Source organism: Yoonia sp. (genome assembly GCF_036007805.1).
In the GTDB taxonomy this organism is placed as follows: Bacteria; Pseudomonadota; Alphaproteobacteria; order Rhodobacterales; family Rhodobacteraceae; genus Yoonia.
In genome coordinates this window covers 1-6,949 of record NZ_DASYOK010000125.1, presented here as the reverse complement: position 1 = coordinate 6,949, position 6,949 = coordinate 1, and the positions used below count along the sequence as shown (strand labels likewise).

Annotated in this window: 7 protein-coding genes and 1 pseudogene; 5 read left to right on the top strand and 3 right to left on the bottom strand. The window is 59.2% G+C overall.

Going from position 1 to position 6,949, the window contains the following annotated elements:
• The 3 genes from VGP75_RS06930 to thrS form a co-directional block, all read right to left on the bottom strand.
• A partial coding sequence (locus tag VGP75_RS06930) for a multinuclear nonheme iron-dependent oxidase (RefSeq protein WP_327542956.1) occupies positions 1-161 on the bottom strand: 161 nt, incomplete at its 3' end.
• Positions 162-226: 65 nt separating this feature from the next.
• On the bottom strand, positions 227-529 hold the full coding sequence (bufA1, locus tag VGP75_RS06925; protein ID WP_327542955.1) for a BufA1 family periplasmic bufferin-type metallophore: 303 nt from the start codon (positions 527-529) through the stop codon (positions 227-229).
• Positions 530-767: 238 nt separating this feature from the next.
• The gene (gene thrS, locus VGP75_RS06920; RefSeq protein WP_327542954.1) at positions 768-2,714 is read right to left on the bottom strand and encodes a threonine--tRNA ligase; all 1,947 of its coding nucleotides are present in this window, start codon (positions 2,712-2,714) and stop codon (positions 768-770) included.
• A 209-nt stretch (positions 2,715-2,923) separates the two neighbouring features.
• On the opposite strand from thrS, the gene VGP75_RS06915 reads away from it, so the two are divergent.
• The 5 genes and pseudogenes from VGP75_RS06915 to VGP75_RS06895 all read left to right on the top strand — a co-directional run.
• Positions 2,924-3,169: a hypothetical protein gene (locus VGP75_RS06915; RefSeq protein WP_327542953.1), complete on the top strand. Its 246-nt coding sequence runs from the start codon at positions 2,924-2,926 to the stop codon at positions 3,167-3,169.
• 70 nt (positions 3,170-3,239) lie between these two features.
• Positions 3,240-4,511, top strand: coding sequence for an MFS transporter (locus VGP75_RS06910; protein WP_327542952.1), 1,272 nt, complete (start codon positions 3,240-3,242; stop codon positions 4,509-4,511).
• Positions 4,504-5,244: an alpha/beta hydrolase gene (locus VGP75_RS06905; protein WP_327542951.1), complete on the top strand. Its 741-nt coding sequence runs from the start codon at positions 4,504-4,506 to the stop codon at positions 5,242-5,244. The genes VGP75_RS06910 and VGP75_RS06905 overlap by 8 nt, the downstream gene beginning before the upstream one ends.
• An 87-nt stretch (positions 5,245-5,331) precedes the next feature.
• Positions 5,332-6,705 (top strand): MFS transporter, encoded by a 1,374-nt coding sequence (locus VGP75_RS06900; RefSeq protein WP_327542950.1) that lies wholly within the window; start codon positions 5,332-5,334, stop codon positions 6,703-6,705.
• Positions 6,671-6,949 (top strand): annotated as a pseudogene (locus VGP75_RS06895) (alpha/beta hydrolase); the annotation flags it as partial. The gene VGP75_RS06900 and the pseudogene VGP75_RS06895, both read left to right, overlap by 35 nt.

Here is a 6,949-nt window from a genome sequence, read left to right as displayed (position 1 = left end):
AGTTGCGCAATCGGGCGGCCGCCGTCGCCCATGTAATTCTCGGCATGGATTTCCAGCCATCCAAGCGGGCCGGGCTGCTCCATGATGTTGGTGTAGTGCTGGGCCTTGTAGCCCACGCCGGGACGTGCAGGCAGGGTGGGGGTTTGTGTGGCGTCGAACATGGCAAGGCACCTTTGGGCAGAGGAAACGTAAGGTGGATCAAGATCCACCTTACGCGTTGGTCCGTTTATGCAGGCAGATCGCGGTCAAGCTCTTCAAGCGAACCCATACGCTCGGTTCCGTCGGCCATCGTGGGCAGTTCCATCGTTTCGCAGGTGCCAGCCGGGACCAGTGTCCAAGCATTGCCTTGGTAGTCAACGGTGGATGTGCCCGCACATGTCGTGCCAGGACCGGCAGCGCAGTCGTTTTCACCGGCCAGAGAAACGCCGAAGCATTTTACGTTTTCCTGGGCGGCAGCTGTTGTTGCAAGGCCTGCAACAGCGGTGGCAACAGCGCTCGCGAGAAAGAGTGTTTTGGTCGTGTTGGACATGAAAAAATCTCCTTTGGTTGGGTCAGCAATAATCTCTCGCCAGTGTTCGGCGATGACCAAACCCTAGCGGCCAATCGCGCCTGCGCGCTATTCACAGGGCTGTGCATCGCGCCCGCGTGAGGTGACGTGAGCCTGTTTTGCCTGCGACAGCCTGCCGCATCTGTAATTTCCCATAAAAAACAAAGAACCCGCCGATTGGGGCATCGGCGGGTTTGTTACAGGTTCCAGTGCCGGAATGTTACAGAAGGTCTGGAGGCGTGGCCGCTTTACCCAGTTCTGCAACAATCTCGGTCAGAGATGTTACAGAAGTTTTGTTCTCGCCCAGCCGCCGCGCGGTGACTGTGCGCTCTTCGACTTCACGCGCGCCAAGTGCCAGAATGACCGGCACCTTGCCGACCGAGTGTTCACGAACCTTGAAGTTGATCTTCTCGTTGCGCAGATCCGCCTCGGCGCGCACGCCTGCGGCCTTGAGGGCGGCCACGACTTCAAGCGCATAGTCATCGGCATCAGAGACAATCGTGGCCACAACCACCTGACGCGGGGCCAGCCAGAAGGGCAGTTTGCCCGCGTGTTCTTCGATCAGGATGCCGATGAAACGCTCGAACGATCCCAGCGTCGCGCGGTGCAGCATGACAGGGCGGTGCTTGGCACCGTCTTCGCCGATGTAGGTCGCATCCAGCCGCTCGGGCAGCACAAAGTCCACCTGATGGGTGCCGCATTGCCAGTCACGGCCAATCGCATCGGTCAGGACAAATTCCAGCTTTGGCCCGTAAAAGGCACCTTCACCAGGGTTCAGTTCCGGCTCGATCCCCGCTGCACGGGTGGCGGCCAGAAGTGCTGCTTCGGCCTTGTCCCAGACCTCATCCGACCCGGCGCGCTTTTCGGGCCGGTCCGAGAACTTGACCTTGAAGTTTTCGAACCCGAGATCTTTGTAGATCTCACTCAGGAAGCGGATGAACTCTGCCGTTTCCTCTTCAATCTGGCTCTCGCGGCAGAAAATATGGCCATCATCCTGTGTAAAGCCGCGCACCCGCATGATCCCATGAAGCGCACCGGACGGTTCATAGCGGTTGCAGGACCCAAATTCGGCCATGCGCAGCGGCAGATCACGATAGGATTTCAGGCCTTGGTTGAAAATCTGCACGTGACAGGGGCAGTTCATCGGCTTGAGCGCATTGACCGCCTTTTCACGGGCGTGTTCCTCGTCGACTTCGACAATAAACATATGGTCCTGATATTTTTCCCAGTGACCCGAGGCTTCCCAAAGCTTGCGGTCCACGACCTGAGGGGTGTTCACCTCGACATATCCGCCCTTGCGTTGCTGGCGGCGCATATAGTCCTGCAGTTCTGTATAGACAGTCCAGCCGTTCGGGTGCCAGAAGACCTGACCCGGTGCCTCTTCCTGCATATGGAAAAGGTCCATTTCGCGCCCCAGCTTGCGGTGGTCGCGCTTGGCGGCCTCCTCCAGCATATGCAGATGCGCCTTGAGCCCCTCTTTATTGGTGAAGGCACAGCCATAGATCCGCTGCAGCATCGCGCGGTCGCTGTCGCCGCGCCAATAGGCCCCGGCAATTGACATCAGCTTGAAGCCATCGGCGGGCACCTGGCCTGTGTTCTGCAAATGCGGCCCACGGCACAGGTCCTGCCACTCGCCGTGCCAGTACATCCGCAGTGGCTCATCGCCGGGGATACTCTCGATCAACTCGACCTTATAAGGCTCGCCACGGTCCTTATAATACTGGATCGCGACATCACGCTCCCAGATCTCGGTGCGGACCTCATCACGCTTGTTGATGATCTCTTTCATCTTCTTTTCGATGGCGCCAAGATCTTCGGGCGTGAAGGGCTCTTTGCGGTCAAAGTCGTAGTACCAGCCGTCCTTGATCACAGGGCCGATGGTGACCTGTGTTTCAGGCCAGATTTCCTGCACGGCGCGCGCCATGATGTGCGCCAGATCGTGGCGGACCAGTTCCAGCGCGGGGGCTTCGTCTTTCATGGTGTTGATGGCAATGCTGCTGTCGGCCTCAATCGGCCACTGCAAATCCCAGTGCTGGTCGTTCACCGTCGCACTGATCGCCTTTTTGCGCAGGCTGGAGGAAATATCAGCGGCCACGTCGGCGGCTGTGACGCCTGCCTCGTAAGAGCGGCTGTTACCATCGGGGAATGTCAGGGAAATCTGTGCCATCTTGGGGCAAGCTCCTCGTCTGTTTGGCGCCTACAAAACGCCCGGTTGCGGGTTATGTGTGCGCGCTTCATGGCGTTGCGATGCGCAGAGGTCAAGCGCTTTGCGTTTGCCTCATGATTTGTATGCAGAGATATACGTTGACTGCGACACATATGACGTTAAACACGACATGAGTTTCCGATCCGAAACCTAGATGTTGGGGTACGTCCATGCCAAGCTACAATCGCACGTTTGATCTGAGCATTCGCGATGTCGACATGATCGAAGAGGCGCTGCGCGCCCGTGGTCGTGAATTGTCCCGCATGCGTCTGGCCCTGACAGAAGAGAATCCGGCACATCTGGAATCGATCCGCGTGATTGAGCAAGACCAGCGTGAGAACGAAGAACTGCTGGGCCGTTTGCACGACCAGAAGATCTTTTATCGTCCCAAAAAAGCGGTCTATATCGGCGGTTAAGCCAAACCGCTAAAGGCAGTCTGCGTGAAATCCGTGCGCGGCGCGCTATGTCGTTGGGCCGGAGAGCGCAATGACACAGACACTATCTCGAAAACTATTTGCCACGCTAACGAACGGGTCCAGCGACGACACGGACCTGCCTGAAGCTGCGGCCAAGGCCGAGCCGGGCAGTTTTCTGCGCCATATTCTCTCGCTGAGTGCGTCCAAGATTGCGGATGGCCTGATTGACCCGAAACTGGTGTTGAGTTGGCTTTTGACCAACCTTGGTGCTGGTGCGTTCTGGGTTGGTTTGCTTGTGCCCGTGCGGGAAGCGGGCGCGCTTTTGCCGCAACTCTGGACGGCGCCGATAATCGCGCGCCACAAAATCCGCAAATGGTTCTGGGCCGGTGGCGCATTTGTGCAAGGCATCGCTGCTGCGCTGATCGTTCTGGCGGCGCTGACTTTGGAGGGGGCTGCGGCAGGGGCGTCCATTGTAGGCCTCTTGGCGCTGCTGGCTCTAGCGCGCTCGGTTTGTTCGGCCAGCTACAAGGATGTGCTGGGCAAGACCGTCGCAAAATCACGCCGTGGTACGGCAACCGGTTTTGCCAGCTCTGCCGCTGCCGTCGGCGTAATCCTTTTCGCGTTGATTTTGGTATCAGGCGTTGGTGGACGCTACACATTGGTGATCGGGGCGATCAGTCTCGCGGCCTGTCTTTGGGTCGGCGCGGCGGTGCTGTTTGCGACGCTGCGGGAAGTGCCGCTGGAAGGTGAAGGTACTGATGCTGTCGCACAGTTTTCGCTGTTGCGCGAGGACCCGCAGTTGGCGCGCTTTATCATCCTGCGCAGCCTGCTTGTCGGAACAGCGCTTGCGCCGCCCTATCTGGTGATGCTGCAACCCGATAGCGCGCTGGGCCAGCTGGGCATATTGGTGCTGGCGTCGGCGGTGGCGTCTTTGCTGTCGTCCTATGTCTGGGGGCGGTTGTCGGATCGTTCGTCTGCAACGGTGCTGCGCCTTGCCGGACTAGCGGGAGGCGGCATGCTGGCGCTTGTTGTTGTACTTGATCTCATTGGCGTCAGCACGGTGACAGGTGTGATTCCTGTGCTGCTTTTTGGTGTCATGATCGCGCATAACGGTGTGCGTCAGGGGCGCTCGACCCATCTGGTGGATATGGCTGATCCAGCCGTCAGGGCCAGCTATACAGCGGTGTCCAATACAATCGTCGGTGTCGTGCTTTTGACGGCAGGTGCGCTTTTTGCAGCCCTTGCAGCTTTCAGCGTGCCCTTGGTGATTGGCCTTTTTGCGGCGATGTGTTTTCTTGCAGCCCTGATCTCAACCGGCTTGAAAGACGTGCAAAATGCCTGATGAACTTGTCACACCGCAGGGGCGCCGGATCGCCTACCACCTGACCGATGGGAGCGGCCCTGCCATCGTGTTTCTTGGCGGCTTCAAGTCCGACATGGGCGGAACCAAAGCGGTCTTTCTCGAGGAATGGGCCCGCGCGCAGGGCCGCGCATTCCTGCGGTTCGACTACTCGGGTCACGGCGAAAGCAGCGAAGCGTTTACCGACGGTGCGATCGGCGACTGGTTCGAGGATGCTTGCGCGGCCCTCGGGTTGCTGGCGGGCAAATGCGTGCTGGTCGGGTCCAGTATGGGCGGATGGATATCACTGCTGATCGCACGGGCGATGCCCGAGCGGGTAGCGGGTTTGGTGACCATCGCCGCGGCACCTGATTTTACCGAAGACAGCATGTGGGCGGGGTTTTCGGATGCGCAGAAGGACGAATTGATGGCGGGGCAGGTGGCCCTGCCCTCGGAGTACGGCGCGCCCTACATCATCACCCGCCGTCTGATCGAAGAAGGCCGCACCCGTCTGGTCTTGCGTGATCCGCTGCCGTTGCCTTTTCCGGTGCGGTTTTTGCAGGGCACGGCCGATGCCGATGTGGATATGTCTGTGGCCCTGCGGCTGTTGGACCATGCCGAGGGCCCTGATATGCGGCTGACGCTTGTGAAAGGGGCTGATCACAGGTTTTCGGACGAGACCTGTCTCAATCTCATCATCGCAGCGGTCGAGGATGTCTTGGGGCAGGTGGGGTAAAACCCACCTTACGACTGACGCCACGTTCTGCTTTGGGGAAAACGAAGGCTCTGCTTACTCTGCCGCAAACCCGTGGGAGGGGACAGTATGGCGCTATCGTTGGGGCAAAAGGCGGGCTGGGGGCTGGCCGACATGGGCGTGGTCGTCTTTGTTGTGGTCAAGCAACTTCTCGTTCTGACCTATTTAACGGCCTATCTGGGGGTGCCTGTTGGCATCGCAGGGTTTGTTACGACCGCCGTTCTGGTTTTTGACATGATTACCGATCCGCTTGTCGGCTATCTGAGCGACCGGACCCAAAGCCGCTTTGGACGGCGTGCGCCTTGGATGTTTTTTGGCGTCTTGGTGATGTCTTTGGGCATGGTTGGGCTGTTTTCGGTCCCTGCAGGTCTCGGCATGGGCGCAAACCTGGTTTGGGTGGTGGCGTTCTTTGTCGTGGCAACAATCGGTTTTACGATGGTGGCTATTCCCTATGGCGCGCAATCGGGCGAGATTACGCAAGATACCAAGGAACGTTCCGCGATGACAGGGTTTCGCATGGCGTTCGCAAGCATCGGTATTCTGATCGGTGGCGCTGTGATCCCCGGTCTGGCGGGCTCCATGGGCTATGCAATGGCGGCCCTGTTGGTCACGCCGCTGATGATTGGGGCGGTCTGGCTGTCGCTCTGGTCGATCCGCAAGGCACCACGGGTTGAACAGGCAGCACAGGTGAACCTGACGGGCATGTTCGGGCTGGTCTTTGCCAACAAGGCCTTTGTGGTTCTGGTCCTGCTTTACGGTGTCATGACGCTTGCGATTGCGATGATTACGGCAGGGCTGCCCTTTGCAGCGCTTTATCTGATTATCGACAGTGGTGACACGCTGCTTTCGGGGGCAGCCGCTGCGCTGACCACGCTCAGCTTGATGTTTGCGGCCTTCGTGATCGGCTCCATCCTGAGCCAGGCCCTTTGGGTCCTTCTCTCCCACAGGCTTGGCAAAGTGGGCGCACTGGTGCTGGGCCTTAGTCTCTACGTGGTCCTTCTCTACGCGCTATATACGATGCTACCCTCAGTCAATGTAACCGTCATCGCAGGTATGTTCGTACTGGCAGGCATGACCAACGGGGCCTACCAGCAAATCCCTTGGGCCATTTACCCTGATTTGATGGACATCACCCGCCGCGACAGCGGTGTTGCCATTGAAGGGGCTTTTTCGGCGGTCTGGCTCTTTGGGCAAAAGCTGGCGAATGCCGTGGCCCCTGCGGTATTGGGTCTGACGTTGGCGGCGGCGGGCTGGCAAGAGGCCACAGGTGGTGTGGTGCCGCAGTCTGCGGATGCGCTGCAGGCCTTGCAAATGGCGATCACGCTTATTCCCGCGGGTATCCTGATCGTGGCGATCCTTGGACTGGTGATGATCTACCGCCCCATGGCTGGACGCGCTCTTGCCGGATTTGGCGACCATAGAGGCCACACTTGCCGCGGTTGAGGCACAGGTGCCAAACCTGCGCGCAGGCTGCGAAAAGCAGATCATCTGGGCGCGTACGCCTGCCACGCGCACGCAGATGGCGGTTCTTTATGTTCACGGGTTTTCGGCAACAGGGCAGGAGTTGCGCCCGCTGCCCGATCTGGTGGCCAAAGCGCTGGGCGCAAACCTGCATTTTACGCGGCTCACGGGCCATGGGCAGAATAGCGATGCAATGGGGCAAGCTACCCTGGCCGATTGGCGCCGT

What these genes read in the sequence shown, in the direction of transcription:
- VGP75_RS06900 (WP_327542950.1), top strand. Translation starts at nt 5,332, where the DNA reads ATGGCGCTATCGTTGGGGCAAAAGGCGGGCTGGGGGCTGGCCGACATG.
- thrS (WP_327542954.1), bottom strand. Translation starts at nt 2,714, where the DNA reads ATGGCACAGATTTCCCTGACATTCCCCGATGGTAACAGCCGCTCTTAC.
- VGP75_RS06910 (WP_327542952.1), top strand. Translation starts at nt 3,240, where the DNA reads ATGACACAGACACTATCTCGAAAACTATTTGCCACGCTAACGAACGGG.
- bufA1 (WP_327542955.1), bottom strand. Translation starts at nt 529, where the DNA reads ATGTCCAACACGACCAAAACACTCTTTCTCGCGAGCGCTGTTGCCACC.
- VGP75_RS06905 (WP_327542951.1), top strand. Translation starts at nt 4,504, where the DNA reads ATGCCTGATGAACTTGTCACACCGCAGGGGCGCCGGATCGCCTACCAC.
- VGP75_RS06915 (WP_327542953.1), top strand. Translation starts at nt 2,924, where the DNA reads ATGCCAAGCTACAATCGCACGTTTGATCTGAGCATTCGCGATGTCGAC.